This is a genomic window from Pseudomonas rhizosphaerae, assembly GCF_000761155.1.
Classification (GTDB): Bacteria; Pseudomonadota; Gammaproteobacteria; order Pseudomonadales; family Pseudomonadaceae; genus Aquipseudomonas; species Aquipseudomonas rhizosphaerae.
The window spans coordinates 4472471-4498124 of record NZ_CP009533.1; the positions used below are offsets into that span (position 1 = coordinate 4472471).

Sequence of the window (25654 nt, forward strand, 5' to 3'; positions counted from 1 at the left end):
CAAAAATTCTTACAACCGCATTTGGTGGGATGTTTCTCATGATGAGACTGTTCAGTTTGGCTGCGATTGCAGCCTTGATGTTGGGGCAATCGGTGACCGCGAACGCGGCTGACCTGTCGTTTTCCGCGGGTGAAACGGGCGAGTCGTCCCAGGTCTATCGCATCGGCCTGCAATCCAATTGGGACAAGAGCTGGTTCCAGACCGACGTCGGTCGCCTGACCGGTTACTGGGACGCCGGCTATACCTACTGGGATGGCAAGGACTTCAAGGACAACCACAGCCTGTCGTTCGCTCCGGTATTTGTCTACGAATTCGGCGGCGGCTCGATCAAGCCCTACATCGAGGCCGGCATCGGCGTTGCGGCTTTCGCTCACACCCAGATCGAAGGCAACAAGCTGGGCTCCTCGTTCAACTTCGAAGACCGCATCGGCGCAGGCGTGCGCTTCGGTGGCGGCCATGAGCTGGGCGTGAGAGCGATTCACTACTCCAACGCCGGCATCAAAGAGCCGAACGATGGTATCGAAGCCTACACCCTGAACTACCGCATGCCGTTGTAACCGTTCCCCCGGCCGTCATCGGCCGTCGCGCGGGCAGAGCCTTCTGCCCGCGATCGTATTCTCGACACCCTTCCTATTTGGCTTTGCGTGGCAGATTCTTGAATGCTGCCAAGGCGCGCGCGCGTCCCTCTTTCAGGTCCACGATGGGGCGGGGATAGCCGCTTTGCTTGAGTGCGTCGGCGGTCGGTGCATGGACCTGCTTGCGATCCAATCCTTCCAGCTCGGGCAGCCACTGCTTGAGAAACACGCCTTGCTCGTCGAACCGCTGCGACTGGCTGACTGGATTGAAGATACGGAAGTACGGCACTGAGTCGGTGCCCGTGGATGCGCTCCATTGCCAACCGCCATTGTTGGAGCACAGGTCGCCGTCGATCAGGTGCTGCATGAAGAACCGCTCGCCTTCGCGCCAGTCGATCAGCAGGTTTTTGCTCAGGAACATCGCGGTGATCATGCGCAGACGGTTGTGCATCCAGCCGGTGGACACCAGTTGGCGCATCGCCGCATCGACGATGGGAATGCCGGTACGGCCTTCCTTCCATGCTTGCAGCTCGCTGGGCGCATTGCGCCAGGGCAGGGCTTCGTATTCCTCGCGAAACGGCCGGTGCATCGACACGCGCGGGTAGCCGACCATGATGTGCCGGTAGAACTCGCGCCAGATGATCTCGCCGATCCACGTCACGGCGCCAACGTTGCCGCTCTCGAATTCTCCACGGTTGGCATTGAGCGCGGCATGCAGGCACTGGCGCGGCGAAACCACGCCCGACGTCAGGTAGGCCGAAATCTGGCTGGTCCCCGGGTGCGCCGGTAGGTCACGCTCGACCTTGTAGTCTTCGATCGGCTGGTCGGTGAAGGTGTCCAGGCGCTTGTGTGCTTCCTTCTCGCCAGCCGGCCACAACTTGCGCAGCGCCTCGTCGGGTGTGGTGAAACCCTTGACCTGATCGGGTACCTTGTCGGCGGCGACGTGCACCGGCTTTTGCGCACGGGGTTTTTTCGCCAGGGCCGGAACGGACTGATGCAGGCGCTCGTAGCAGACCTTGCGGAACTGGCTGAACACCTGAAAGTAGGTGCCGCCCTTGGTCAGTACGCTGCCGGGCGTGAACAGCGCTTGGTCCAGATAGCGATGCAGAGGGATATCCGCCTTTTTTAGCGCTGCCTCCACTGCTTCGTCGCGGCGGTTTTCATTGACGCCGAACTCGTCGTTGCAATGCACGGCCTCGATCTTGTGTTCGGCGCACAGCGCGGCGATCACCTTGGGTGCCTTGTCCCAGGTGTCCGCTTCACGCAGCAGCAGTGGGATGTGCAAGGCCTTGAGGCTGGCACTGAGTTCCTTGAGATTGCGCAGCCAGAAATCGACCTTGTTCGGCGAGTCGTCGTGCGCAAGCCATTGCTTGGGGCTCAGCAAGAACACGGCCAGGGTCGGGCCCTGCTCGCAGGCAGCTGCCAGGGCGGGGTTGTCGTGCACTCGCAGGTCGCTGCGCAGCCAGATCAATTGCATGGGGGCCTCATCGTTCGGATTCAGGGTTGCCGGTCGGCCAATACGCCGGACGCCTGCAGCAATTGCTGGGCGTGCAACGGATCGGTCGCCAGGTGCAGGTCGGCAATGGGAGAGGAGGCGTCGCCTGCGGCGGCGCGGTGGATGAGCACAGCCGAGCCCACCAGCCACTTGGGGCAGGCGCAGCCCACCAGCAGCCGGCCCAGGGTTGCCAGGTTGAGCGCCTTGTCGGCGTAGACCAGCAGGGCACGCGCTTGCAGCTTGTCGCACGCCAGGGCCAATTCGCCGGCTGGGAGTGGCGCGTCGAACACCTGGACCGGGCAATCGCTACTGCTGATCAGCCATGCGCCCAGCCACAGGTAAGGATCCGGGGTAACATCGGCCTGATTGACCAGCACCACGGGCGCGCCGCTCAGCTGGCGGTTGTTGTGATAGATCCGCGCACCCAGCTTGCTGCGCAGCCAGCCATGGAAAAACACCCGTTGCATCTGCGCGCCGAATTGGCCTGCCCAACGCTGCTCGAGGTCGTTCAGCAGCGGCAGCAGCAACTGCTCGCACAGGGTCGCTGGGGGATACAGGGCCATTGCCTGGTTGAACAGATCATCCAGCGGGCGTTCGGCCATGTCTGCAATGGCCTGGGCCAGCGTCTGACGCAGTTGCTGCCAGTCGTTCTGGACCTCGGGCTGCGCATCGCGGGGAGCATCGAGCAACTGTTTGACCTGGCTGACGGCCACGCCGCGGTTGAGCCAGGTCAATACATGATGGATGCGTGCAATCTGCGCGGCGTCGTACAGGCGATGACCCTTGGCCGTGCGGTGCGGCACGATCAGGCCATAACGCCGCTCCCAGGCGCGCAGGGTGACGGGGTGCACACCGGTTTGCCGGGTGACTTCGCGGATCGGCAGCCAGTCGGTGCCGTTGGTCTCAGATGGCATTGCGCAGGCTCAGGTTTTCAGGATGAGGCTGCAAGTAGGTCTGCTGAGCGATGTAAGGGTCCGGATGAATGCGGAACAGGTGCTTGAGCAGCGTCATCGGCACTACCAGTGGAACGATGCCTTCGCGGTATTGATTGATCAGCTGTTGCAGTTCCTGCTTGTCCTGCGCATCGATGTCACGCTTGAGGTAGCCGCTGATGTGCTGCAGCACATTGCTGTGGGTGCCGCGTGTGGCGCAGCGTTTGAGTGCCTGCATCAGTTCGCTGAAATAACGCGGACCGACCTGCTCGGCATCGCCACGGCCCATGCTACCCAGCAATTTGCCCAGCACCTTGTACTGCAGCGGGTGGTTGGCCATTAGCTGGTATTTGAAGCGCGAATGAAATTCCATCAAGGCGCGCGGCGTCAGGCCGCCGGCCAGCAGCGCCTGCCACTGGGCATAGGCGCCCACGCGCACCAGGAAATTTTCCCGCAGTACCGGGTCGCACAGGCGACCTTCTTCTTCCACCGGCAGGTCCGGATGGCGTGCGCAGAATGCCTGTGCATAAATGCCTCGGCCGCCTTCGCGCTGGGGAGCACCGTTGTCGCGGTAGATCTTCACGCGCTCCAGGCCGCAGGAGGGCGACTTCTGCATGAAGATGTAGCCACAGAGGTCGGTCAGCTCACCCGCCATCTGTTCGCCGTAAGCGGCCAGCGGTGCGGTGACGTTGATGTCGGGATGCACAGTGCCCACTGCCTGGGTGTGATCCTTGTCGCCAACCAGGCGAATCGGTTCGCGCGGCGTACCCAGGCCAATGGCGACTTCGGGGCAGACCGGGACGAACTCGAAATGCTCGACCAGAATCCGGCTGCACCAGCGCGACTCCTTGTGCCCGGCGTTGTAGCGCACCGGCGCACCGAGCAGGCAGGCGCTGATGCCGATCTTGGGTTTGCTGACACTGGGCTCTTGCATGACGGACCTCTTCTGAAACCTGTACATACTGACAACGCTGTACAGCATAGTTTCATCATAAGTCTGGATTTGTACAATGCAAATTCTTTGCACAGCTATTTGGCAAACCCCAGGTCGTGCGGTTGATCACTGCCAGCCCATCTTCCAGGTCTGCATGTCCTGCAGGGCTTGCCAAGGCAGGCGTTCGACGCGGTGCGTGAGGACCGCCTGCAACTCGACCTCCAGCACCACACCTTCGTCATCGCAGAAGACTTCGCTGACCAGGAAATGCTTTTCCCGGTTGAGCGGACGCACGGCGGTCCATTTCGACAGCAACAGCTTGCGCGGATTGAGCCGGTGCCGGTCGTTCATTGCAAGTGCTCGAGCAAGCGCCGTGCCGCTTCCTGGCCGCTGAGCCATGCGCCTTCGACGCGGCCGGACAGGCACCAGTCGCCGCACACGTACAAGCCCAGGTCGGGATCGGCCAGCGCGCCCCACTCATGGGGCTGGGCGGGGCGTGCGTAAAGCCAGCGATGGGCCAGGCTGAAGCTTGGCGCAGGCATTGGGCAACTCACCAGTTCGGCGAAGGCGCCATGCAACTGTTCGATCACCGCCTCGCGGGACAGGTCGATGTGCTGCTTGCTCCACGCGCTGGTGGCGTGCAGCACCCAGGTGTCGGGGCTGTCGTCGCGGCCTGGCTTGCTGCCACTTCGCGCCAGCCAGTCCAGTGGGCTGTCCTGCACGAAACAGCCCTGCATCGGGGTGTCCAGCGGCGTGTCGAAGCTCAATGCGACCGACCATGTCGGGTCCATCTTGACCCCGGCTACCTGGGTGGCGAGCTTGGGCGCGCTGGCCAGTAGCGCAGTGGCCTGGGGGGCCGGCACGGCGAGCACGACATGGCTGAACGGTCCGTGGCTGGTGCCTTCGGCATCCAGCAGTTCCCAGAATTCCTCGCCCTTGAACACTTCGGCGATCCGGCAGGAAAAAACTGCAGGCAGGTCGAGCGCCATGGCTTTGGCAATCGCACTCATGCGTGGCGCACCGACCCAGCGGACCTGCTCGTCGGGAGATGGACTGAGACGACCCTGCTTGGCGTTGTACAGCGAAGGCGACCACGGCTGTACGCAACCCTCGGCCTGCCACTGCTGCACTTGCGCCACGAAGCGTCGGTCGCGGGCAGTGAAGTACTGAGCACCCAGATCGATGGAGCCTACGTCGCTGCGCTTGCTGGACATGCGGCCACCGACACCGCGCGCCTTGTCGAAAAGATGCACGGCCTGGCCGGCCTTGCGCAGCGCCTGGGCGGCCGAGAGCCCCGCTATACCGGTGCCGATGATTGCGATGGGGGCAGTCGCAGCAGGTGAACTCGCAGCAGATAAACTTCCAGCAGATGAACTCGCAGCTAATAAACTCATAGTGCCCTCGTAACAGCTTCGTAAGCGCTATGCACACGTGTGTTCTGAAAACAAACCTGTACAAAAGTCTTAATAAGTATAAGTTAACGGGATCCTTTTCGCTCAGGTGTCCTATGGTTCATGAGAGAGCCATGACAGTGGAAAGTGCCTCTCTCCTGTAAATAGACTAGCGCTGCAGACGCAACGCCACATTGGAGAAACCTTATGCACATATTGCTGACCGGCGGCACCGGACTCATCGGCCGCAAGCTTTGCCAGCACTGGGTAGGGCAGGGGCATCGGCTGACGGTGCTCAGTCGCCAACCAGGCCAGGTCAAACAGCTGTGCGGGGCCAGTGTGCGCGGTGTCGCGCAGCTCGAGGAAGTCGGCGACGAAACCGTGGACGCCGTGGTCAATCTGGCCGGCGCGCCGATTGCCGATCGACCCTGGACGGCACGCCGCCGGGCGCTGTTGTGGAGCAGCCGGATCACCCTCACCGAGGGTTTGCTGGCTTGGCTGGAAAGCCGCACGCAACGGCCTGAAGTGTTGATTTCGGGCTCGGCGGTCGGCTGGTATGGCGACGGTGGCGAGCGTGAACTGAGCGAGACTTCGCAACCGGTCAAGGAGGACTTCGCCAGCCACCTGTGCATCGCCTGGGAAGAAACCGCCCTGCGCGCCGAAGCGCTGGGTATCCGCGTGGTGCTGGTGCGCACTGGGCTGGTGCTGGCCAGCCAGGGTGGCTTTCTCAAGCGCCTGACGCTGCCCTTCAAACTGGGGCTGGGAGGGCCGATCGGCAGTGGCCGGCAGTGGATGCCGTGGGTTCACATCGACGATCAAATCGCCCTGATTGATTTTCTCTTGCACCAGACCCAGTGCCGCGGTCCCTATAATGCCTGCGCGCCAGAGCCGGTGCGCAACCGCGAGTTCGCTCGGCAATTAGGGCACGCGCTGCATCGACCCGCTTTCCTGCCGCTGCCGTCGCTGCTGCTCAAAGCGGGGCTGGGCGAGCTGTCGGGTCTGTTGCTCGGCGGCCAGCGTGCACGCCCGGTGGCTTTGCAGGCTGCAGGTTTCAACTTTCGCTACCGCGAACTGTCTGCTGCCCTGACCGAACTGTCTCGGCGGCTTTGAGCTCTAACCACAGAATCTGGAAATAGGACGCTGCATGACCGATCACGCCCTGCTGCTGGTCAACCTGGGGTCGCCCGCATCGACCCAGGTCGCCGATGTACGTAGCTATCTCAACCAGTTCCTGATGGACCCCTATGTCATCGACGTGCCGTGGCCGGTGCGGCGTCTTATCGTTTCGCTGATCCTGATCAAGCGCCCGGAGCAATCGGCACATGCCTATGCCTCGATCTGGTGGGACGAGGGCTCGCCACTGGTGGTGCTGACCCGACGTTTGCAGGCGATCATGACCGAGCAGTGGCGCCATGGCCCGGTGGAAGTCGCCATGCGCTATGGCGAACCTTCGCTGGACACGGCGCTGTCGCGCCTGGCTGGGCAGGGGGTGCAAAAAGTCACTCTGGCACCGCTCTATCCACAGTTCGCCCAGAGCACCGTGACCACGGTGATCGAGCAGGCCCGCAAGGTGGTGCGCGAGCGCAAGCTGTCCATGCAGTTCAGCGTGCTGCAACCGTTCTATGACCAGCCTGAGTACCTGGACGCACTGGTAGCCAGCGCCAAGCCCTACCTGGCGCAACCCCATGACCATCTGTTGATGAGTTTTCACGGCTTGCCCGAGCGGCACCTGACCAAGATCGACCCTACCGGCAGCCACTGCCTGCGCACCGCCGACTGCTGCCAGAATGCCCCGCCCGAAGTGCTTGCCGTCTGCTATCGCGCCCAGTGCCTGCGTACGGCCAGTGCCTTCGCCGAGCGCATGGGGCTGGCCGAGGGCAGTTGGTCGGTGTCGTTTCAGTCGCGCCTGGGCCGGGCCAAGTGGATCGAGCCGTACACCGAGGCACGCCTCGATGAACTGGCCAAGCAAGGGGTGAAAAAGCTGTTGGTCATGTGCCCTGCGTTCGTTGCCGATTGCATCGAGACGCTGGAGGAGATCGGCGACCGCGGTCGCGAGCAGTTCTGCGAGGCGGGCGGCGAGGAACTGGTGCTGGTGCCGTGCCTGAACGATCACCCGCAATGGGGTGAAGCGTTGAACACCCTGTGCGAGCGGGCGCCGTTGATGCTGTAACGGTGGATCGGAAAGCAGGGAGCGCCGCTGCGACGCTCCCTGCGGACATCAGGCTTGTGCGTCCTTTTTCCAGTCGCCGTGCCCTGGCAACAGCAGGTTCAAGGCAATCGCCACCACGGCGCACAGGGCAATGCCTTTGAGGCCGAAGTCGTCAGGCCCGGTCCCAGTGCCGACCAGCACGCCGCCGATACCGAACACCAATGTCACCGAGACGATCACCAGGTTGCGCGCCTCGGCCATGTCGACCTTGTGGCGAATCATGGTATTCAGGCCCACGGCGGCGATGGAGCCGAACAGCAGGCACAGGATACCGCCCATCACTGGCACCGGAATGCTCTGCAACAGCGCGCCGAACTTGCCCACGAAGGCCAGGCTGATCGCAAAGATCGAGGCCCAGGTCATGATCTTGGGGTTGTAGTTCTTGGTCAACATGACCGCGCCGGTGACTTCCGCGTAGGTGGTGTTGGGCGGTCCGCCGAACAGGCCAGCGGCGGTCGTGGCGATGCCGTCGCCGAGCAGGGTACGGTGCAGGCCGGGTTTCTTCAGGTAGTCACGTCCGGTCACGCTGCCCACGGCGATCACCCCACCGATATGCTCGATGGCCGGCGCCAGGGCCACCGGAACGATGAACAGGATGGCCTGCCAGTTGAACGCCGGCGCGGTGAAGTGCGGCAGCGCTAGCCAGGAAGCCGCAGCGATCTTGGCCGTGTCGACCACGCCGAACGCGAACGACATGCCGAAGCCGACCAGCACCCCGGCGATGATCGGTACCAGGCGAAAGATGCCCTTGCCGAACACCGCGACCACGATGGTGGTCAGCAACGCTGGCATCGAGATCCACATGGCCGTGGCGTAGGGAATCAGCTCGCTGCCATCGCCGTTCTTGCCCATCGCCATGTTGGCGGCAATCGGCGCCATCGCCAGGCCGATGGAGATGACCACCGGGCCGATCACCACCGGCGGCAGCAGGCGGTCGATGAAGCCGGTACCCTTGATCTTCACCGCCAGCCCGAGAAAGGTGTAGACGAATCCGGCGGCCATGATCCCGCCCATCGTTTCTGCCAGGCCGAACTGGCCCTTGGCAAGAATGATCGGCGTGATGAAGGCAAAGCTCGATGCCAGGAATACCGGCACCTGACGACCCGTCACCAGTTGGAACAGCAGCGTGCCCAGGCCCGCGGTGAACAGCGCCACGTTGGGGTCCAGGCCGGTGATCAGCGGCATCAGCACCAGCGCGCCGAACGCTACGAAGAGCATCTGCGCGCCAGAGAGCACCTGCCGCCAGAGCGGGTCGTTGAACTCGTCCTGCATGGGTCAGGCGTCCTTCTGCTTGGTGCCGAAGATCTTGTCGCCGGCGTCGCCCAGCCCGGGGATGATATAGCCGTGTTCGTTCAGACGTTCATCGATCGAGGCGGTGTAGATCTGCACGTCGGGATGCGCCTTCTCCACGGCGGCGATGCCCTCGGGCGCAGCCACCAGCACCATGGCGCGGATTTCCTTGCAGCCGGCCTTCTTCAGCAGGTCGATCGTGGCAACCATGGAGCTGCCGGTGGCCAGCATCGGGTCGATGATCATCGCCAGGCGCTCGTCGATCTCGGGTACCAGCTTTTCCAGGTAGGTGTGCGCTTCGAGGGTGTCTTCGTTACGCGCAACGCCCACGGCGCTGACCTTGGCGCCTGGAATCAGGCTGAGCACGCCGTCGAGCATGCCGATGCCAGCGCGCAGGATGGGCACCACGGTGATTTTCTTGCCGGCGATCTTCTCGACCTGCACCGGGCCGGCCCAGCCGGGGATCTCGTAGTTTTCCAGGGGCAGATCCTTGGTAGCCTCGTAGGTGAGCAGGGCTCCGACTTCCTGGGCAAGCTCGCGGAAGTTCTTGGTGCTGATGTCGGCACGGCGCATGAGGCCGAGCTTGTGGCGGATCAGCGGGTGGCGGATCTCACGGATAGGCATGGGGGAAAGGCTCCGAACGGGCAAAAAAACGGCGGTAGATTAATCTATTGTATCGAGGTGTCCTATAGACATGCTGCACGTTAGTACATGAAACCTTGGATTGTGCTTGATTCGTGCCGGGTGTGTGCGTACCTTTGCCCGCTTTTCTTCCACCGCCCCCCTTGGAGAGCGTCATGTCCGCTGATCTCGAGCACATCCGTCAAGTCATGCGAGAGGCCGACTGCCTGTATACAGAAGCCCAGGTCGAGGCCGCCATCGCCAAGGTCGGCGCGCAGATCAACGCTGAACTGGCCGAACGCAATCCGGTGGTGTTCTGCGTGATGAACGGCGGGCTGATCTTCTCTGGCAAACTGCTGACCCACCTGAATTTCCCGCTGGAGGCGTCGTACCTGCACGCTACGCGCTATCGCAATGAAACGCGCGGTGGCGACCTGTTCTGGAAGGCCAAGCCGGAAATCTCCTTCATCGACCGCGACGTGCTGATCATCGATGACATTCTCGACGAAGGCCATACGCTCAGCGCCATCATCGACTTCTGCAAGCATGCCGGTGCGCGTGCCGTGCACACGGCGGTGCTGATCGACAAGGACCACGACCGCAAGGCCAGCCCGGACCTCAAGGCCGATTTCGTGGGCTTGCCGTGCATCGACCGCTACATCTTTGGCTACGGTATGGATTACAAGGGTTACTGGCGTAATGCCGCTGGCATCTTTGCCGTCAAAGGCATGTAAAGCTGCGGCACCTCATGCACCGCCGACGCGGCTCGCGCCGCTGCTACAGAAACACCGCGATCCCCTGTAGCAGCGGCGCAAGCCGCGTCCCGCCGCGCCACGGATTCGAACCCCACGCAACATGCTAAAGTCTGCGGCTCTTTCCCAAGGAGCCGCCCATGCGCCTGATCGTTGCTGCCATTGCCTTGCTGACGTGCCTGACGCTGGTCGCCGCGCCGGCGCCTGGCCCCCTGCACGAACAATTCCTGCCGCCGGATGAACAGGCCCTGCGCGTGGGTGATCCGCAACAGCAACTGCTGCAGGTGACCAGCTACTCCGTGGTGATGGGCAACCAGCGGCTTTCCAACCAGCAGCCCATACCGGTGACCGCGCCCATGCTGTTGCGTTTGAAGGGCAAGGCCCTGAGCAAGGATGCGAAGCTGGCCGAAGTGTTGATCACCTTCGACGGTGAAAGCAAAAGCCTGAAGCGTCCAGCCTTCGATGCGGCCAGCGGCACCCTGGCCCTGACCTATCCGCTGAGCCAGTACCGGATCCTGCTCGACCTGCTGCGCAACGATACCGTCTACGTACAATTCCTCAGCTATTCCAATGGGCATGTCTGGGCCGATCTGCACACCGGCAGCGTACGTGCGCGTTGAGCCAGTGGCCATGCCGAAGGTAGACTGCCTGCCCCGTGAATGACCGTGATAGCCAGTGGAGTCGGTAATGCGTAAAGACAAGAAGCAATTGATTGGCGACGAGATCGGCGATGAGCAGATCAAGCTGTTCCTGAATTTCGAACCGGTCGATGCCACCTCGCCGTCGCTGCACAAGTTGATCAAGGCGTACCGTGGTTTGCGTGTCGATGACTTTGCACGCTTTCTGGTGTTCTTCAAGGAGGCGGGCTACGCGTTCGACGGCAAGGACGAACACGGCAACGATTTCATCGCGTTGATTCGTGACCAGCGCAACGCCCCTGAATACATCGACCTGATCCAGCAGGCCCAAGCCTGACGCACGATCCCGTGTAGCAGCAGCGCAAGCCGCGTCGGCGCCCAACGCGGTGTGCCGGCAGGCACACCGCGGCACTCAGGCGTAATACTGCACGCCGTCAGCTTTCTCGGTGAGCTCGAGCGCCACGTCGCTGTCATGGCTGACACGACGATAAACCTCGGCATCCACCGCCAGCACTTTTTCGCGTGCCGGGAAGATCTCCGCCAGCTTGGTCGCCCAGGCCGGTGAGCGGGTCTGCTCGGGGAAGCAGCGTTCCAGCAGGTCGAGCATGATCGACACGGTCACCGAGGCGCCAGGAGATGCACCCAGCAACGCCGCCAGCGAGCCATCGGCCGCCGACACCAGCTCGGTACCGAATTGCAGCACCCCACCTTTCTTCGCATCTTTCTTGATGATCTGCACGCGCTGGCCAGCCACTTCCAGGCGCCAATCCTCGGCCCGGGCCTCGGGGTAGAAGCGCCGCAACGAATCCAGACGCTGCTCCATGGACTGGCGCACCTCGCTCATCAGGTACTTGGTCAGGTCCATGTTGTCCCGTGCCACGGCCAGCATCGGGCCGATGTTGGCCGCGCGCACCGACAGCGGCAGGTCGAGGAACGAGCCATGCTTGAGGAACTTGGTGGTGAAGCCGGCATACGGCCCGAACAGCAGCGACTTGTTGCCATCCACCACGCGGGTGTCCAGGTGCGGCACGGACATGGGCGGCGAGCCCACCGCGGCCTGGCTGTAGACCTTGGCCTGGTGCCGCTTGACCACCTCGGGATTGTCGCAGCGCAGCCACTGGCCGCTCACCGGGAAACCGCCGAAGCCCTTGCCTTCCTCGATACCGGACATCTGCAGCAGCGGCAATGCAGCGCCGCCTGCGCCCAGGAACACGAACTTGGCATCGATCTCGCGGGTGGTGCCGCTGTTGACGTCCTTGACGGTAACCGTCCAGCCGCTGCCCTTGCGCTCAAGGCCGGTGACTTTCTTGCAATACTTGACCTGCGCGCCAGGTGCGCTGGAAAGATGGGCCAGCAGCTTGTTGGTCAGGGCGCCGAAATTGACGTCGGTGCCGCCCATTACACGGGTGGCGCTGATGTGCTGGTCGGCGGGCCGCCCGGGCATCATCAGTGGCATCCACTCGGCCATCTTCGTCTTGTCTTCGGTGTATTCCATGTCCGCGAAGGCGTGGTGGGCCTTGAGCAGTTCATAGCGCTTCTTGAGGAAGGCCACGCCCTTGTCACCTTCGACATAGCTCAGGTGCGGCACCGGGCTGATGAACGAGCGCGCCGAGCCGAAACTGCTCTTCTTGCTCAGGTAGGCCCAGAACTGTTTGGACACCTCGAACTGGGTGTTGATCTGCACGGCTTTCTTGATGTCGATGGAGCCATCGGCGGCTTGCGGCGTGTAATTGAGCTCACACAGGCCGGCATGGCCGGTCCCGGCGTTGTTCCACGGGTTGGAGCTTTCCGCGGCACCGGAGTCCATGAGCTCGACGACTTCCAGCTTCAATGCCGGGTCGAGTTCCTTGAGCAGTACGGCCAGGGTGGCACTCATGATGCCAGCCCCTACCAATACCACGTCGACTGCTTCGTTTTGCGCCATTTAACGCGTCTCCAAAATCTTCAGCACCCATTGACAGCATGTGACCCTGGTACATCTATGCAGGCCTGGGTCGCCATGTCCGAATCTTCGCAATTGCATCGCTGAAATGGCCTGTGCCGACAAGCTCGCGGGCAGTGCCCATGAACTCACGTTCGGCCCGCCAACGCCATAGGACCAAGGTTGATGGAAACCGGGTCGATACGGACGCTCAGCGACCGGAACCCTTCATGCGAAGCGTTCGATCCTTCCTCGTTGGGCTGTTCGGGACGCAGATAGTGCTGGTACAGATCCAAGACTTTTCATTTGCTCGCCACACTCTTGTGAAGTTGTGAAACCCGTTTATTTTACGCTCTTTTGGAGTCGTGAACCTCAAGAAGGCTGCTAGGACAATCGGCAGCGGCAGGGGGCGCGAGCAAATGGAAACGCCAGCGCGTGACCTGCGTGGGCGGCTCTCTGTGGGCGGTGCGGAGGCCAAGACGAGTGCGTTGGCGGTGCTGCGAGGCCCGATCAGGAGACGTCCTTATAATCGGGGGAAGATTATAGCGATGAAACGCGGCGAGTTGATCGTTATTTACAGGCTTTTGGTGACCGGGCAGTCAGGCATGCACGACCCGAATCCCGCCAGCCCCCGTGGTACGGGAGCTGACACGGGCATGGGCGGGCAATGGCTGGCCCAACCATTGTGGGCGAATATCGCCAACCTCGACCCAACCCTCACCCACGGGCGCCTGCTGGCATTGCTTGAAGGCACGGCACAGGCCTTGCCCGTCGAGCGCGACGTAGCAGCGGTAGGGCTGGCTAGCCCGGAACAGAGACTTGAGAAAACCCATGAGCGTTTCTCCGTGCGGTGGACTGTGAAGGCAATACTGCCCAGCGACGGTGACAAGCTGATGACACGGACCGCGCCGCCGTCACTCGCGGCTGTTTCATGGCTGGTCCATTGCCCGCAGGCCCCGCTATACTCCCGACTTATCCACTGCCCGTTGCCGGAGAGATGCGCATGTTGCACCGCCTGTTGTTCGCTATGATCGCTGTGACCAGTCTGACGTTGGTCGGTTGTGCCAACAGCCCGCAACAACTCAGCCCGCAGCCGCGCCTGACCTCGCAGTTCGCCGCCGTCGGCCAGGGCCAGGCAGTGGCCGTGCGCGTCGTCGATGGCCGGCCTTCGCCGACCCTGGGCACCCGCGGTGGCCTGTACCCGGAAACCAGTGCGGTCAGCGTCGCCGCCAACGACGTATTGCCCAAGCTGCAGGCCCAGGCCGAAGCAGCCGTGCGCCTGCTGGGCTTCACGCCCACCGGCAACAACGGCAGCGCACCCACGCTGACCATCACCCTGGCCGAACTCAAGTATCAGTCGCCCAAGGACAAGATGTACGTCACCGAGGCCAACATCGGCGCCACCTTCAAGGCCGACGTCACCAACGGTGGTCGTCACTACAGCGGCCGCTATGGCGCCTCGCTGAACCAGCGCTTCGGCATGGCTCCGAACCAGGAAACCAACACCAAGCTGGTCAGCGATGTGTTGAGCGATGCGCTGACCCGTGTGTTCAAGGACGCCACCATCGGCCAGACCCTGTCCCAGCGCAACTTCTGACAGCGTCGGCCAGGCATGAAAAAGCCCGCGTTCATCGCGGGCTTTTTCGTGGGACCAGGTTTCAGGAACTGAAGTCAAGCGGCGCGCATGTGGAAATCGAGCAGGCTGATGCCGGTGCCCAGGTCCAGCTCGGGCCAGTCGCCGTGCTGATGACCGCCCAGCGCGCAATACACCAGCCACTGTCGATCCTGGACATTGAACGCCAGGGCGTCGATCAGGGCTTCCTGCTCGTCGCTGGCGGCAATGTGGTAGAGGCGATCCTGATTCAGGGCGTGCAGCATGACGGCATCCAAAGCGTGTTGAGTAAGGGTGCAACACGATGCCTGGTTTGTGTGAAAGGGGCGTGACGGACGCATGACCGTCGCGTTACGCCCCTGGTGCGGGTTGGCCTAGAGCGACAGCCCCGCCTTGACTCGGTACTGGTTGCGCACCGGAGTGGCATATTGCAGGACCAGGAACGGCCGCTGCTCCACTGGGCATTCACGCAGCCGTCGCAGCCATTCGGCACGGGCTTTTTCCAGCTCGGCGGCAGGAAACACGTCGGCGGCCGCAGGCACCTGCAGCTCGGGATCGGCGTCTGCCCATTGCGCGTAGGCCAGGTAGTGCACCGGAAACAGGCGATAGCCGCCCAGGATCTGCCGGTCGATTTCGATGGCCAGCTGCTTGGTGTCTTCGAACAGCTCGGTGATGGGCGGGGCAAAGTTGATGTGCACGCGGCCCTTGTAGCCGGTGATGCCCTGGGCAATGCTCACGTCGTCTTCGCCGGGCGCCTTGTTGTAGGCACCCTTGGTGGCGCGGATGTACAACTCGCGTGCCTTGGCCTGGTCGCAGGGGTCGTATTCGTAGCTGATCGACACCGGTGTCAGGTTCAGCGCCTTGATCGTTTCACCGAAGGGCTCGTCCTTGCGGCTCATGTGGAACATCTTGAGGATCGCCGAATCGGTACGGTCATCCCCGTCCTTGGCGCGACCTTCGGCCTGGGCAATCCAGATCGAGGCGCAGTCGTGGCGGATCGAGTGGTTGATGTAGGCGGAAAGCAGCTGATAGGACGCCAGCTTTTCGCGGCGCCCAACCAGTGAGCGATGGACGATGAAGCTTTTGTTCAGGCGCATCAGGTCGCTGACGAAAGGTTTCTGCAGCAGGTTGTCGCCAATGGCGATGCGCGGCGTCGGCAGCCCGGCGTGATACACCGCGTAGTTGACGAACGCGGGGTCCATGACGATATCGCGATGGTTGGCCAGGAACAGATACGCGCTGCCGGACTTGAACTGCTCGACGCCGGTGTAGGTCACACCGTCCGTGGCGCGGTCGATGGTGTGGTCGACGTAGAACTCGACCTTGTCCTGCAAGGTCGCCACGTTGGTGACATCCTTGAACTCGCGACGCAGACGCCGCGCGATCAGTGGCTTGAGCAGCCAGCCAAAGGTCTTGGCCTGACGCGGGAAGCGGAAGTGGGTGAGGATATCCAGGAATGCCGGGTCGCTGAGCAACCGTGCCAGAACGGCAGGTACTTCGGCGTCGTCGTACGGTCGGATGGCATCGAATTCGCCCATCATGCTCTCTTGTTGGAAACGGCTAAGGTAAAGGTACAGGCGCAAGGTTGTGGGCAAAGGGTAGGGGCCCATGTAGCCAACGGCCTGCAAACAGAGTGGCGATTATACGCACAAGTGAGCCGTGGAGGCCGTGATGCTGGAAACCCATGAGTACGATTGCCCCTATTGCGGCGAGCCCGTCGAGGCGGTGCTCGACCTGTCCGCTGGCGATCAGGACTATATAGAAGACTGTCCGGTGTGCTGTCGGCCCATCGTGTTCGCCTTGCAAACCGATGGCGAAGACTGGTCGGTGGACGTGCGCAGCGAGAACGAGTGATGCAGCGCATCTACGAACCTGCCAGCCTGCTCGAGGCGCAGATGCTCCTGGGCATGTTGGAGAACGAAGGAGTGGGTGCCCACCTGACGGGCCGGGATCTGGTCGGCGGCATGGGCGACCTGCCCGCCATGGGCCTGCTGGGCCTGTTGGTGGCCGACGAGCAGGCCGATTACGCACGGCAGCTGATCGGTGAGTACAATGCCGCGCTGCCAGTGTCGGGCGACGAGCCCGACAGTTTTCCCGGGGTTCTGCTGTGCTAGGCCCCTCAAGAGTTTTTTCTGATGTGTGGACGTTTTGCCTTGTTTCGCTGGTCGCCCGGTTTCGCTGCGCAGGAGGGCTTTCCCCAGGGTCAGCAGGCGCAGTGGAACATATCGCCGGGTGATTCGGTGCTGATCCAGCGCCGCGAAGGTGAGCGCTCGACCCTGGCCAAGGCACGCTGGGGGCTGACCCCGCCGTGGTTGACCGACCTGTCGCGTACCCCGGCCCACGCGCGTGCCGAGACAGTGGCCGAGCAGCCGATGTTTCGTGAAGCCCTGCGCTTGCGCCGCTGCCTGATTCCGGCCAACGGTTTCTACGAGTGGCGGGGCAATGTGCGCAAGCGGCCGTTCTGGCTGACGCCGGGAGAGGGTTCGTCGCTGTTTTTCGCGGGTATCTGGGAGGCCTATCCGGTGCAGGAGCAGGTGTGGTTGAGCACGGCGGTGGTGACCCAGCCAGCCATGAGCCAGCGTCGGCCGTTGATCCTCGATGCCGCAGGCCAGGCGTCCTGGCTGGACCCGGAAACGCCTATGGCCATCCTGCAGTCGCTGCTGGCCGCGCCCCAGGCCGCGCTGCGCGAACGCCCCCTGGCGAACCTGGTCAACGACCCCAAACTCAATGCCCCGGAGTGCCTCACCCCGGCGTGATGGCCACCCAAAGACCGCGTCGCTCTTTTCGCGGCCACTGACCGCTCCCACGGGGGTGTGTCGTGGTGGATATGCACCGTGTAGGATACCGGCAAGTTTCCCAGGAGAGTCCCAATGGGCAAGTTCTTCATTCCGGCCACCTTGGCCGTCAGCGTCCTGCTGGCCGGTTGTCAGGCCGTCAACACCACTAGCTCCGGCGCCGTGGGTGTCGATCGCAAGCAATACATGTTCAGCATGTTGTCCACCGAAGAGGTGAACAAGATGTACGCACAGTCCTACCAGCAGACCTTGACCGAGGCCAGTGGCAAGGGCGTGCTCGACAAGACCAGCGCCGAGGCCAAGCGCGTGCAGGCGATCGCCGATCGACTGATCGCCCAGGCCCCCAAGCTGCGGCCGGATTCGGCGCAGTGGCAGTGGGAAGTGAACCTGATCAAGAGCGACGAACTCAACGCCAACTGCGGTCCCGGTGGCAAGATCATCGTCTACACCGGCCTGATCGACAAACTGAAGCTGAGCGACGACGAAATCGCCGCCGTGATGGGCCATGAAATTGCCCACGCCCTGCGCGAGCACGGTCGCGAAGCGATGTCCAAGGCCTATGGCATCCAGATGGCGCGCAACGGCGCAGGGGCCTTGCTGGGCCTTGGCGAAGACAGCCTGAAACTGGCCGACACCGTGGTCAATTACAGCCTGACCTTGCCCAACAGCCGCGGCAACGAGAACGAAGCCGACCTGTTCGGGCTGGAGCTGTCGGCGCGCGCGGGATTCGACCCCAACGCCGCCATTACCCTGTGGAACAAGATGACCGCGGCGGCAGGCAGTAACTCGCCACCGGAATTCATGAGCACCCACCCGGCGTCGGCGAGCCGGATATCGTCATTGCAGGCGGCGATCCCGAAAGTCATGCCGTTGTATGAGCAGGCGAAGAAGTCCTGATACACCGCGGCGCCTGATTCGCGGCCGCTGACCGCTCCCACATTGATTGGTCCGTGTGAGGACATCCCTCGTGGGAGCGGTCAGCGGCCGCGAAAGCCGTATCACCGATCTTGACGCCTAAACCCAGCCGCTCACCTTCATCGCCTGATAAACGGCGACGAACGCCAGGATGAAAAACGCCCCCGAGGCCAATCGGCGGATCAGCGTCAAGGGCAGCTTGTCGGCCGCGAAATTACCCGCCAGCACCACCGGCACGTTGGCAATCAGCATGCCCAGCGTGGTGCCGATGATGACCATCAGCAGATGCGGATACTGCGCTGCCAGCATCACCGTCGCGACCTGGGTCTTGTCGCCGATCTCGGCAATGAAGAACGCAATCAGCGTGGTCATGAACGGCCCGTAGCGGCGAGCGGTGTTGGCCTCGTCGTCGTCGATCTTGTCCGGTATCAAGGTCCACAGCGCGGTGGCGGCAAAGCTTGCGGCGAGAATCCAGTGCAATGCGGCGTCCGAGAAGAAGCTGCTGAACCAGGCACCCACTGCGCCGGCTGCCGCATGGTTGGCCAGGGTTGCAGCGACGATGCCTGCGATGATCGGCCAGGGCTTGCGAAAGCGCGCCGCAAGGATCAGCGCGAGCAACTGGGTCTTGTCGCCAATTTCGGCCAAGGCCACCAGCCCGGTAGGGACAAGCAGGGATTCCAACATCAGGAGCGTTCCTATGGGGGCGGGTCGACACGGCTATGACACGAACAGCCTCCCCGCCCCGGGTAAGGTGTGCGTGTCATAGGTCTTGTCAAACCTGGGCCGTCTGTGCGGCCGCTGGGTCGCACGCGCCATGGCCTGAGGGCCAAGTATGTTGACGCGTGCCTTGCGAGCTGGCGCTCGCGGGAGACTACTCCCCTAGGACGGAGCGGATTCTGCCTAGGCGATCACGATAGGGCAAGAAAATATTTCGCTATTTGACGGCTCGATAAATCTTGAAACCGCGGCCTTCGGACAGCGTCTGGCAACGCCCGAAAGCCCCTTCGATCAGCGGCTGGTAGCGTAGGAAGCTGTTGGCAACCAAGCGCAGTTCGCCACCTTTTTTCAGATGTTGGCTGGATTTTTCCAGCAAGTTTTCAGCGGCATGGTAGTTGGTGTGCACGCCTGCGTGGAACGGTGGATTGCTGATGATCGCGTCCAGATGCAGCGGCGCGGCGTCGATACCGTCGCCGGTGATGACGCACGCCTCCAGGCCGTTGGCCGCCAGGGTCAAGCGACTGCTGGCCGTAGCGAAAGCGTCGACATCGAGCATGGTCACCTGGTTGTCCGGGTAGCGGCGCTTGAGACTGGCGCCGACCACGCCGGCACCGCAGCCGAAATCCAGCAGATGGCCGCGGGGCAGGCCGTCGATGTGTTCGAGCAGCAGCTCGGTGCCGCGGTCCAGCCGGCCATGGCTGAACACACCCGGCAGGCTGACCACGGTCAACGGCTCGCCGGCGATCTCGAGCTGATAACGCTGGGCCAGGCTTTCCAGCTCCACGGCCTGTGGCGCCTGTTCGACCGTCACCTGCCACAGCTGACAATGGCGTGCGCTGTCCAGCTTGCGCGGCTTGCCGAAACCATGCAGCAGCTTCGCCGCACCCTCGATGCCGCCACGCTTCTCGCCCACCAGGTATAGCTCGCGGCCTTGCAAGCGAGCGGCCAGGGCATTGAGCAGATAGCTGGTCAGGTCACGGGACTTGGGCAGGAACAGAACCGCGCCCTCGAACAGAGTTTCAGGAACGTTCACCCCGAAATGGCTGCGGCCTTCGAAGCGTGCCTCCAACGCCGCCTGATCGCCTGCGTGCCAGCACCAGCCGGCGGCGTTCGGCAACTGGCCGAAGAGGTCGTCGGCCGGCAGCCCGGCCAGCAACAGCTGGCCTTGAAACAGATTGGCCTGACGAAGCAGCACTTCACTGCGCGGGTCCATGGGAGGGCTCCTGGCAAAAGCGCGGATTCTAACAGACCGCGGCCCTTGTCAGACGCTGCGGATGGGCTGGCCGGCGAAGAAGGCCGTGGCGTTTTCCGCCAGTTGGCCAATGATCCGCTGACGTGCCTCGACACTGCCCCAGGCGCTGTGCGGGGTGATGATCAGGCGCGGGATGTCGTCGGCCAGCAGCGGGTTGCCGTCCACCGGCGGTTCCACGCTGAGCACGTCGGTCGCTGCACCGCCCAGGTGGCCGCGGCGCAGGGCATCGGCCAGCGCTTGTTCGTTGATCATGCCGCCGCGTGCGGTGTTGACCACGAAGGCGCTGGGCTTGAGCAGGGCCAGTTCCGGCGCGCCGATCATGTCCCGCGTGTGCTCGTTGAGCGGGCAGTGCAAGGTCAGGGCATCGACCTGCGGCAGCAGTTCGTGCAGCGGCAAGCGATCGGCACGGTCGGGACGACCGGGAATCTGCCCCAGCAGCACGCGCATGCCGAAAGCTTCGGCAAGCTTGGCGACTGCGCCGCCCAGTTCGCCATGGCCCAGCAGGCCGAGGGTCTTGCCTTCCAGTTCGACGATGGGGAAATCCAGCAGGCAGAACTGCTTGGCCCGCTGCCATTTGCCGGCCGCAATGGCCTGCTGGTAGTCAGGCAGTCGCGTTGCCAGTGCCAGCAACAGCATCAGCGTGTGTTGCGCCACCGAGGGGGTGCCGTAGCCTTGGCAGTTGCACACGGTGATACCCAGCTTGCGCGCGGCCTCGAGGTCGACGTTGTTGGTGCCGGTGGCCGACACCATTACCAGCTTCAGGTCAGGGCAGGCCTGCAGGGTCGCGGCGTCCAGGGCGATCTTGTTGCTGATGACCACGTTCAGGCCGCGCAAACGCTCGGGTAGTTGCTCAGGTGTCGTGCTGGGGTAGAACTGCAGGTCTTCGAAGCACGCCTTGAGCGCGGAGGGGTCCAGGTCACCCAGGTCCAGGGAGCTGTAGTCGAGGAAGGCGGCACGGGTAGCGGGCATGGGTGAACCTCTTGAAGTGGTTATGGATGTTCTACCATAGCTGCTGGATGAAAATCTTGTGGCCCGGGCTGCCCGCGTGCGGTAGCGTCGATGGCCGTTTTGAGCAATCACCGCGTTTGCAACCACCGCGCCTGGAGCCTGCTGTCATGTACTGGACCGAATTTCTCACCGTCGCCTTCATCCATCTGCTGGCAGTGGCCAGCCCCGGTCCGGACTTCGCGGTGGTCGTGCGCGAGAGCGTCAGCCATGGTCGTCAGGCCGGCCTGTGGACCGCGCTGGGTGTGGGCACGGCGATCTTCGTGCACGTGGGCTATTCATTGCTGGGGATCGGCTTGATCGTGTCCCAGTCCATCGTGCTGTTCAACGCCTTGAAATGGGCCGCTGCCGCGTACCTGCTGTACATCGGCTTCAAGGCCCTGCGCGCCAAGCCCGCACCTGTCGGCGAGCCCACCAGCAGCACGGTGCCCGTCCAGCGCACGGCCAAGGGCGCCTACGTAGCCGGGTTCATGACCAATGGCCTGAACCCCAAGGCCACCTTGTTCTTTCTGTCCCTGTTCACCGTGGTGATCAGCCCGCACACGCCACTGCCGGTTCAGGCCGGTTACGGGGTGTACCTGGCGTTGGCCACGGCGCTGTGGTTCTGCCTGGTGGCCATGTTGTTCAGCCAGCGCCGGGTTCGCGAAGGCTTTGCCCGTATGGGGCATTGGTTCGACCGAGCCATGGGGGTGGTCCTGGTGGCGCTGGGGGTGAAGATCGCCCTGAGCGAAATACGCTGAAAGCGGCCGGCCACCCGCGCCGGCTATCGCTGTTGGCCGGTTATAATGACCGCGCAGCGCCTCTTGCCAGCACCCCAATGAACATGGAACAGCGTCGATGAATTCAGTACAGGTGCCCTGTCGCCGGGCCAGATTATCCCTGGCAGTTGGTTTGGCGACGCTTGCCGGCCCGGCGCTTGCCGTCAGTTTCAACATCGGCGAAATCGAAGGGCAGTTCGATTCCTCGTTGTCGGTCGACAGCCGTTGGTCCACCGCCGGCGCGAATCGCCACCTGATCGGCGTCAACAATGGTGGGTCGGGCCTGTCGCAGACCGGCGACGACGGTCGCCTGAATTTCAGCAAAGGTGAAACCTTTTCCAAGGTCTTCACGGGCCTGCACGGCCTGGAACTGAAGTACGGCGACAGTGGCGTGTTCATCCGCGGCAAGTACTGGTACGACTTCGAACTCAAGGACGAAGGCCGCCGCTTCAAGGACATCGATGACAGCCATCGCAAGCAGGCCGCGCAGTCTTCCGGCGGGCAGATTCTCGATGCGTTCGTCTACCACAACTACGCCATTGCCGAGCAGCCGGGCGCCGTTCGCCTGGGCAAGCAAGTGGTCAGTTGGGGCGAGGGCACCTTCATCCAGAACGGTATCAATGCGCTCAATCCGATCGACGTCTCGGCCTTCCGGCGACCTGGTGTGGAGATCAAGGAAGGGCTGGTCCCGGTCAATCTGTTCTACGTCTCCCAGAGCCTGACCGACAATCTTTCGGCCGAGGCCTTCTATCAACTGGAATGGGACCAGACGGTTTCCGACAACTGCGGGACGTTCTTTGCGCAGACCGACATCGCCGCCGACGGCTGCAGCGACAACCTGCGCGTGCTGGGCAAGCGCTCGGGCCTGCCGCCGGCTGCCCTGCCAGCGCTCACCGCGGCCGGTGTGGACGTGAATGAAGAAGGCGTGCTGGTGCGCCGCAGTGGGGACCGCGATGCGCGCGATGGTGGCCAGTTCGGCGTCGCGCTGCACTACAACTACGACCCGTTGGGCACCGAGTTCGGTGCCTACTTCATGAACTACCACAGTCGCTCGCCAGTGTTCAGCGCCAGTGGCGCATCCGCCGCGACCTATGCAGCGGCGGCACGCGCCGGGGCGCTGGGACCTTCGCTGGTGGCTGGCGATTCCAGCTACTTCTATGACTACCCCGAAGACATCCGCCTCTACGGGCTGAGCTTTTCCACCACGCTACCCACCGGCACCGCCTGGAGTGGCGAGGTCAGCTATCGCCCCAACGCACCGGTGCAGCTCAACACCACGGACGTTCTCCTGGCCGGTGTACGTCCGCTGGGTGGCGCCTACGGCAATGCATCGCTGCTCGACGGTACGCCCGGCGAGGACCTGAAAGGCTACCGCCGCAAGGAAATCACCCAGCTGCAGACCACCCTGACGCATTTCTTCGATCAGGTCATGGGCGCGGACCGATTGACGGTGGTGGGCGAGGTCGGGGTTACCCATGTCGGCGGCCTGGAGAGCTCGTCGCGCGCCCGCTACGGGCGCGACGCAGTCTTCGGCCCCGGCGCCTTGCCCGCCACCGGTGGCCTGGACACCTGCGCGGCCATTCTCAACAGCGGCACCCTCGCTGCGGCAGGGCCGGGCACCTCGACCAGCAACCGCTCGCGCAATTGCACCGATGGCGGTTTCACCACCAGCACGTCATGGGGCTATCGCGCTCGCGCCATCTGGGATTACAACAACGTCTTCGCCGGAGTCAACCTGCGGCCCAGTGTGGCCTGGTCGCACGATGTGTCCGGGTATTCGCCCGGCCCCGGCGGCAACTTCGAGGAAGGCCGCAAGGCGGTCAGCCTCGGGATCGATGCCGAGTACCAGAGCACCTACACGGCGAGCCTGTCGTACACCAACTTCTTCGACGGCAAGTACACCACGGTGGATGATCGCGACTTTCTTGCACTCGGCTTTGGCGTGAAGTTCTGAGCCGCTTTTCCCTGTCTGGAGGCTGATCAAACAACCGGACGTGTGCCGTCAACGTGCCTGGCTGGCAGGCTCGTGTCAGAATGGCACACGCGTGTGCAGCGCAAGCCGCCTGCGGCGCAACGGGGAATCTTTCCCGGTTTTGGCCCTCCAAGTGAGTCTGAGGTCCACGACCCGCCGCCGCATTTTCGTCACGCAGATGTCCGTCTCAAATTTCCGCCTTGTAGTAGGAGTTGCCATGTTTACCTCGCGTCGCTTGATCACTGCCGCCGCTGCCATCGCCCTGTTGTCCGGGTGTGCGTCGCAGAATCCGTATGAAAACCAGGGCCAGGCCCAGGGTTCGTCGGGCATCAGCAAAACGGCCAAGTATGGCGGGCTCGGTGCACTGGCCGGTGCCGTGGCCGGCGCTGCCATCGACCACAACAACCGTGGCAAAGGCGCGCTGATCGGCGCTGCCGTGGCCGGTGCCGCTTCGGCCGGCTATGGCTACTATGCCGACCGTCAGGAAGCTGCGCTGCGTGAAAGCATGGCCAACACCGGTGTGGAAGTGCAGCGCCAGGGCGACCAGATCAAGCTGATCATGCCGGGTAACATCACGTTCGCCACCGACTCGTCGAACATTTCCAGCAGCTTCTACAGCCCGCTGAACAACCTGGGCAATTCGTTCAAGCAGTTCAACGAGAACAACATCGAGATCGTCGGCTACACCGACAGCACCGGCAGCCGCCAGCACAACATGGACCTGTCGCTGCAGCGCGCCCAGGCGGTCAGCAATTACCTGACGTCCCAAGGCGTCGACGGCTCGCGCCTGTCGGTACGCGGCGCAGGCCCCGACCAGCCGATCGCCAGCAACGCCGACGCCAATGGCCGTGCCCAGAACCGCCGCGTCGAGGTCAACCTCAAGCCGATTCCAGGCCAGCAGTACTCGCAGCCAGCCCAGCAGTAGCAATCACTGCAAGGGTTGGAAAAATCCCGCTCTGGCAGCGGGATTTTTTGTGGGCGGTCAGTCGGCCTCGAGCCGCGCCAGCGTTGCGTCCTTCTGCGTCCACAAGGTATTCACCCACGTCTGGAACAGCGCACGATAGGCCTCGTCCTGGTCATAGCTGTGGCCGATGAACTGCGCAGGAATCGGCAGTTCCTCGAACAGCACATGAATCTCGCCGACCCGGCCGCACAGCAGGTCCCAGAAACCGGGCGCGCCCTGTGGGTAGAAAATCGTCACATTGACCATCGATTGCAATTGCTCGCCCATGGCGTCGAGGACGAAGGCAATGCCACCGGCCTTGGGCTTGAGCAGATGGCGAAACGGTGATGCCTGGGCGGCGTGCTTGGCTTGGGTGAAGCGAGTGCCTTCGGCGAAATTGAAGATGGCGGTCGGCTTGCCGCGAAACTTGGCGCAGGCACGGCGAGTGGTAAGCAGGTCTTCGCCTTTCTTTTCCGGATGCTTGGCCAGGTAGGCCTTGGAGTAGCGTTTCATGAACGGAAAGCCCAGCGCCCACCAGGCCAGGCCGATGATCGGCACCCAGATGAGCTCGCGCTTGAGGAAAAACTTCAGCGGCCGAATGCGTCGGTTGAGCACGTATTGCAGCACCAGGATATCGACCCAGCTCTGATGGTTGCTGGTCACCAGGTAGGAGTGTTGGTAGTCCAGCCCCTGCAGGCCTTCGACCTTCCAGTGGATGCCGCCGAGCAGGTTCATCCAGGCCTTGTTGTTGCTGATCCAGGCTTCGTGGATATGGCGCATCAGTTCGTCGGTCAGCCGTTGCGCCGCGGCGAACGGCAAGCACAGCTTGATCAGGCTGACGACGAACAGCGGCGTGCAGCAGACGACGGTGTTCAGGGCCAGCAGCAGCGCGGCGCACAGCCCGGTGAGAATTCGCACGATGGTTTT

Annotated in this window: 29 protein-coding genes and 1 riboswitch; of the genes, 14 read left to right on the forward strand and 15 right to left on the reverse strand. The window is 63.0% G+C overall.

All coding sequences use genetic code 11. The annotated features are described in order from the left end of the window. Window positions 1-38: 38 nt before the first annotated feature. Complete coding sequence (locus tag LT40_RS19855; RefSeq protein ID WP_043192923.1) at window positions 39-557, forward strand: acyloxyacyl hydrolase; 519 nt, start codon at window positions 39-41, stop codon at window positions 555-557. Window positions 558-630: 73 nt separating this feature from the next. Here LT40_RS19855 and phrB read toward each other — a convergent pair whose 3' ends face one another. The 5 genes from phrB to LT40_RS19880 form a co-directional block, all read right to left on the reverse strand. Beyond that, the gene (gene phrB, locus LT40_RS19860; protein WP_043192925.1) at window positions 631-2052 is read right to left on the reverse strand and encodes a deoxyribodipyrimidine photo-lyase; all 1422 of its coding nucleotides are present in this window, start codon (window positions 2050-2052) and stop codon (window positions 631-633) included. Between the two features lie 20 nt (window positions 2053-2072). Beyond that, window positions 2073-2984, reverse strand: coding sequence for a MerR family transcriptional regulator (locus LT40_RS19865; RefSeq protein ID WP_043192928.1), 912 nt, complete (start codon window positions 2982-2984; stop codon window positions 2073-2075). Further along, a complete protein-coding gene (locus tag LT40_RS19870) occupies window positions 2974-3936 on the reverse strand; it encodes a YbgA family protein (protein WP_043192930.1) in 963 nt (320 codons plus the stop codon). Before LT40_RS19870 ends, LT40_RS19865 begins: the two co-directional genes overlap by 11 nt. 126 nt (window positions 3937-4062) lie before the next feature. After that, a complete protein-coding gene (locus tag LT40_RS19875; protein WP_043192931.1) occupies window positions 4063-4287 on the reverse strand; it encodes a TIGR02450 family Trp-rich protein in 225 nt (74 codons plus the stop codon). Then, window positions 4284-5330: an NAD(P)/FAD-dependent oxidoreductase gene (locus LT40_RS19880; RefSeq protein ID WP_084139851.1), complete on the reverse strand. Its 1047-nt coding sequence runs from the start codon at window positions 5328-5330 to the stop codon at window positions 4284-4286. The genes LT40_RS19875 and LT40_RS19880 overlap by 4 nt, the downstream gene beginning before the upstream one ends. Window positions 5331-5534: 204 nt before the next feature. Here LT40_RS19880 and LT40_RS19885 point away from each other — a divergent pair, with 204 nt between their 5' ends. Both LT40_RS19885 and hemH read left to right on the forward strand, forming a co-directional pair. Then, window positions 5535-6437, forward strand: coding sequence for a TIGR01777 family oxidoreductase (locus LT40_RS19885; protein WP_043192932.1), 903 nt, complete (start codon window positions 5535-5537; stop codon window positions 6435-6437). A 34-nt stretch (window positions 6438-6471) separates the two neighbouring features. Further along, window positions 6472-7497 (forward strand): ferrochelatase, encoded by a 1026-nt coding sequence (gene hemH / locus LT40_RS19890; RefSeq protein WP_043192933.1) that lies wholly within the window; start codon window positions 6472-6474, stop codon window positions 7495-7497. A 48-nt stretch (window positions 7498-7545) separates the two neighbouring features. Here the strand turns inward: hemH and LT40_RS19895 are convergent, their stop codons facing one another. Together LT40_RS19895 and upp are read right to left on the reverse strand one after the other, a co-directional pair. Beyond that, the gene (locus LT40_RS19895) at window positions 7546-8808 is read right to left on the reverse strand and encodes a uracil-xanthine permease family protein (RefSeq protein WP_043192935.1); all 1263 of its coding nucleotides are present in this window, start codon (window positions 8806-8808) and stop codon (window positions 7546-7548) included. 3 nt (window positions 8809-8811) lie between these two features. Continuing rightward, on the reverse strand, window positions 8812-9450 hold the full coding sequence (gene upp, locus LT40_RS19900) for a uracil phosphoribosyltransferase (RefSeq protein WP_043192936.1): 639 nt from the start codon (window positions 9448-9450) through the stop codon (window positions 8812-8814). Window positions 9451-9623: 173 nt separating this feature from the next. On the opposite strand from upp, the gene LT40_RS19905 reads away from it, so the two are divergent. The 3 genes from LT40_RS19905 (at window position 9624) to LT40_RS19915 (ending at window position 11174) form a co-directional block, all read left to right on the forward strand. After that, on the forward strand, window positions 9624-10181 hold the full coding sequence (locus tag LT40_RS19905) for a hypoxanthine-guanine phosphoribosyltransferase (RefSeq protein ID WP_043192937.1): 558 nt from the start codon (window positions 9624-9626) through the stop codon (window positions 10179-10181). A 158-nt stretch (window positions 10182-10339) separates the two neighbouring features. Continuing rightward, window positions 10340-10819, forward strand: coding sequence for a hypothetical protein (locus LT40_RS19910; RefSeq protein ID WP_043192938.1), 480 nt, complete (start codon window positions 10340-10342; stop codon window positions 10817-10819). A 67-nt stretch (window positions 10820-10886) separates the two neighbouring features. Then, window positions 10887-11174 carry a PA4642 family protein gene (locus tag LT40_RS19915; RefSeq protein ID WP_043192939.1) on the forward strand — a complete coding sequence of 96 codons (288 nt, stop codon included), beginning with the start codon at window positions 10887-10889 and terminating at the stop codon, window positions 11172-11174. A gap of 75 nt (window positions 11175-11249) precedes the next feature. On the opposite strand, the gene mqo is transcribed toward LT40_RS19915, so the two are convergent. Then, window positions 11250-12761, reverse strand: coding sequence for a malate dehydrogenase (quinone) (mqo, locus tag LT40_RS19920; protein WP_043192940.1), 1512 nt, complete (start codon window positions 12759-12761; stop codon window positions 11250-11252). Between the two features lie 596 nt (window positions 12762-13357). Beyond that, the gene (locus LT40_RS19925; protein WP_043192941.1) at window positions 13358-13591 is read right to left on the reverse strand and encodes a hypothetical protein; all 234 of its coding nucleotides are present in this window, start codon (window positions 13589-13591) and stop codon (window positions 13358-13360) included. 170 nt (window positions 13592-13761) lie between these two features. Here LT40_RS19925 and LT40_RS19930 point away from each other — a divergent pair, with 170 nt between their 5' ends. Further along, on the forward strand, window positions 13762-14355 hold the full coding sequence (locus LT40_RS19930) for a YajG family lipoprotein (RefSeq protein ID WP_043192942.1): 594 nt from the start codon (window positions 13762-13764) through the stop codon (window positions 14353-14355). 74 nt (window positions 14356-14429) lie between these two features. Here LT40_RS19930 and LT40_RS19935 read toward each other — a convergent pair whose 3' ends face one another. Next, entirely contained in the window at window positions 14430-14636 is a 207-nt protein-coding gene (locus LT40_RS19935; RefSeq protein WP_043192943.1) for a hypothetical protein, read from the reverse strand. A 108-nt stretch (window positions 14637-14744) separates the two neighbouring features. Then, complete coding sequence (locus tag LT40_RS19940) at window positions 14745-15911, reverse strand: 1-acyl-sn-glycerol-3-phosphate acyltransferase (RefSeq protein ID WP_043192944.1); 1167 nt, start codon at window positions 15909-15911, stop codon at window positions 14745-14747. Window positions 15912-16041: 130 nt separating this feature from the next. On the opposite strand from LT40_RS19940, the gene LT40_RS19945 reads away from it, so the two are divergent. The 4 genes from LT40_RS19945 (at window position 16042) to LT40_RS19960 (ending at window position 18062) form a co-directional block, all read left to right on the forward strand. Beyond that, window positions 16042-16224, forward strand: a complete 183-nt coding sequence (locus LT40_RS19945) for a CPXCG motif-containing cysteine-rich protein (RefSeq protein WP_043192945.1) — start codon at window positions 16042-16044, stop codon at window positions 16222-16224. After that, on the forward strand, window positions 16224-16484 hold the full coding sequence (locus LT40_RS19950; protein WP_043192946.1) for a putative signal transducing protein: 261 nt from the start codon (window positions 16224-16226) through the stop codon (window positions 16482-16484). The genes LT40_RS19945 and LT40_RS19950 overlap by 1 nt, the downstream gene beginning before the upstream one ends. Before the next feature lie 21 nt (window positions 16485-16505). Beyond that, entirely contained in the window at window positions 16506-17126 is a 621-nt protein-coding gene (locus tag LT40_RS19955) for an SOS response-associated peptidase (protein ID WP_043192947.1), read from the forward strand. A 114-nt stretch (window positions 17127-17240) separates the two neighbouring features. Continuing rightward, on the forward strand, window positions 17241-18062 hold the full coding sequence (locus LT40_RS19960; protein ID WP_043192949.1) for a M48 family metallopeptidase: 822 nt from the start codon (window positions 17241-17243) through the stop codon (window positions 18060-18062). 117 nt (window positions 18063-18179) lie between these two features. On the opposite strand, the gene LT40_RS19965 is transcribed toward LT40_RS19960, so the two are convergent. The 3 genes from LT40_RS19965 to LT40_RS19975 all read right to left on the reverse strand — a co-directional run bounded on the left by LT40_RS19965 (window position 18180) and on the right by LT40_RS19975 (window position 21018). After that, a complete protein-coding gene (locus LT40_RS19965; RefSeq protein WP_043192950.1) occupies window positions 18180-18764 on the reverse strand; it encodes a TMEM165/GDT1 family protein in 585 nt (194 codons plus the stop codon). 22 nt (window positions 18765-18786) lie between these two features. Then, a riboswitch (yybP-ykoY riboswitch) is annotated at window positions 18787-18972 on the reverse strand. Window positions 18973-19014: 42 nt separating this feature from the next. Continuing rightward, a complete protein-coding gene (locus LT40_RS19970; protein ID WP_043192951.1) occupies window positions 19015-20010 on the reverse strand; it encodes a class I SAM-dependent methyltransferase in 996 nt (331 codons plus the stop codon). 48 nt (window positions 20011-20058) lie between these two features. After that, on the reverse strand, window positions 20059-21018 hold the full coding sequence (locus tag LT40_RS19975; RefSeq protein ID WP_043192952.1) for a 2-hydroxyacid dehydrogenase: 960 nt from the start codon (window positions 21016-21018) through the stop codon (window positions 20059-20061). 146 nt (window positions 21019-21164) lie between these two features. On the opposite strand from LT40_RS19975, the gene LT40_RS19980 reads away from it, so the two are divergent. The 3 genes from LT40_RS19980 (at window position 21165) to LT40_RS19990 (ending at window position 24709) form a co-directional block, all read left to right on the forward strand. Then, on the forward strand, window positions 21165-21794 hold the full coding sequence (locus LT40_RS19980) for a LysE family translocator (protein ID WP_043192953.1): 630 nt from the start codon (window positions 21165-21167) through the stop codon (window positions 21792-21794). 97 nt (window positions 21795-21891) lie between these two features. Beyond that, window positions 21892-23766, forward strand: coding sequence for a DUF1302 domain-containing protein (locus LT40_RS19985; RefSeq protein WP_043192954.1), 1875 nt, complete (start codon window positions 21892-21894; stop codon window positions 23764-23766). Window positions 23767-24001: 235 nt separating this feature from the next. Continuing rightward, window positions 24002-24709 (forward strand): YiaD family glycine zipper/OmpA-like lipoprotein, encoded by a 708-nt coding sequence (locus LT40_RS19990; protein ID WP_043192955.1) that lies wholly within the window; start codon window positions 24002-24004, stop codon window positions 24707-24709. Window positions 24710-24766: 57 nt separating this feature from the next. On the opposite strand, the gene LT40_RS19995 is transcribed toward LT40_RS19990, so the two are convergent. After that, window positions 24767-25648: an acyltransferase gene (locus LT40_RS19995; RefSeq protein ID WP_043192956.1), complete on the reverse strand. Its 882-nt coding sequence runs from the start codon at window positions 25646-25648 to the stop codon at window positions 24767-24769. Between the last annotated feature and the right edge of the window lie 6 nt (window positions 25649-25654).